A 1100-nucleotide genomic window follows, 5' to 3' on the forward strand; every position below is an offset into this window, starting at 1 on the left:
TTGCCACCGTCACCGCCGTCACCGCCGGGATGTTCGGCCAACTCGGTCGTCCCGGCGACGGCGGAGTGGGTGGAGCCGGGGGCTTCGGCGCCGGCGGTAGAGGCGGTCTACCCGGACAAGGCGGTCTTGACGGCAGCGGCGGACATGGCGCAGCGGGCCAAATGGGAGCCACTGGCAAAGACGGCACCCCTGGGCACCCCGGACAACCCGGCTGATAGGGCCAGCACACGAGAGCATGGCGGTGTGAAATGCCGAACCGATCTTCACAGCCTGACGGCTTACTATGCGCAACCGAAGCCGAGACAGCGTCGGCGGCTACGGGTCAAGTGACGTCGCGCCCTGCGCTTCGAACCCGTCTCGAAAACGGAAGGCCGCTTCAGGGTGCTGCGCGAGTGCCGTCACCCAGACCCAGTGGGATAGCCAAGTCGGCAGGACACTTCCAAAGAGCTCACGACCGGTCGTCGCTGGAGCAGACGCCGGCGCCAGTTCCACGGGCTCCAGAGTTGAGCAATACCGTCCAGGCCAACCTCTGGGCGCCACCACTTTTCCCAGCGTCGTACCGCCAATCGTTCAAGAAACGGGCGCAACGATGTCGTATGTGATCGCAACAGCGGAGCTATTGGCTGCGGCGGCAGCGGATGTGATGAGCATCGGCTCGTCGTTGTATGCCGCTAATAGTGCTGCGGTCGTGCCGATTACCACGGTGTTAGCCGCCGCCGGAGACGAGGTGTCAACGGCGATCGCTGCGCTGCTTTCCAGCCACGGCCAGGCTTATCAGTCGGTGAGCGCGCAGGCGGCGGCGTTCCAAACGCAGTTCGTGCAGGCATTGATCAATGCTGGGACCTCGTATGCAAGCGCCGAGGCCGCCAATGTGTCGCCGTTGCAGGCCCTCGAGGAGGGGCTGCTGGGTGCCATCAACGCGCCCACCAACCTGCTGCTGAGCCGTCCGCTGATCGGTAATGGCACCAATGGCACCCCCGGGACCGGGGAAAACGGTGGGTCTGGCGGGATCCTATGGGGCAACGGGGGCAATGGCGGATCGGGCGTTCCCGGGGGAGCCGGCGGCGCCGGCGGGGCCGCTGGGCTGATTGGTGTGGGCG

Annotated in this window: 1 protein-coding gene and 1 pseudogene; both read left to right on the top strand. The window is 66.2% G+C overall.

Features of this window, described 5'->3' with window-relative positions; translation table 11 throughout:
• A pseudogene (locus BST40_RS32685) lies at positions 1-215 on the top strand (hypothetical protein); the annotation flags it as partial.
• Between the two features lie 374 nt (positions 216-589).
• On the top strand, positions 590-1100 hold a 511-nt coding region (locus BST40_RS28180; protein ID WP_142276859.1), incomplete at its 3' end, for a PE family protein.

The organism is Mycobacterium persicum, from assembly GCF_002086675.1.
Taxonomy (GTDB): domain Bacteria; phylum Actinomycetota; class Actinomycetes; order Mycobacteriales; family Mycobacteriaceae; genus Mycobacterium; species Mycobacterium persicum.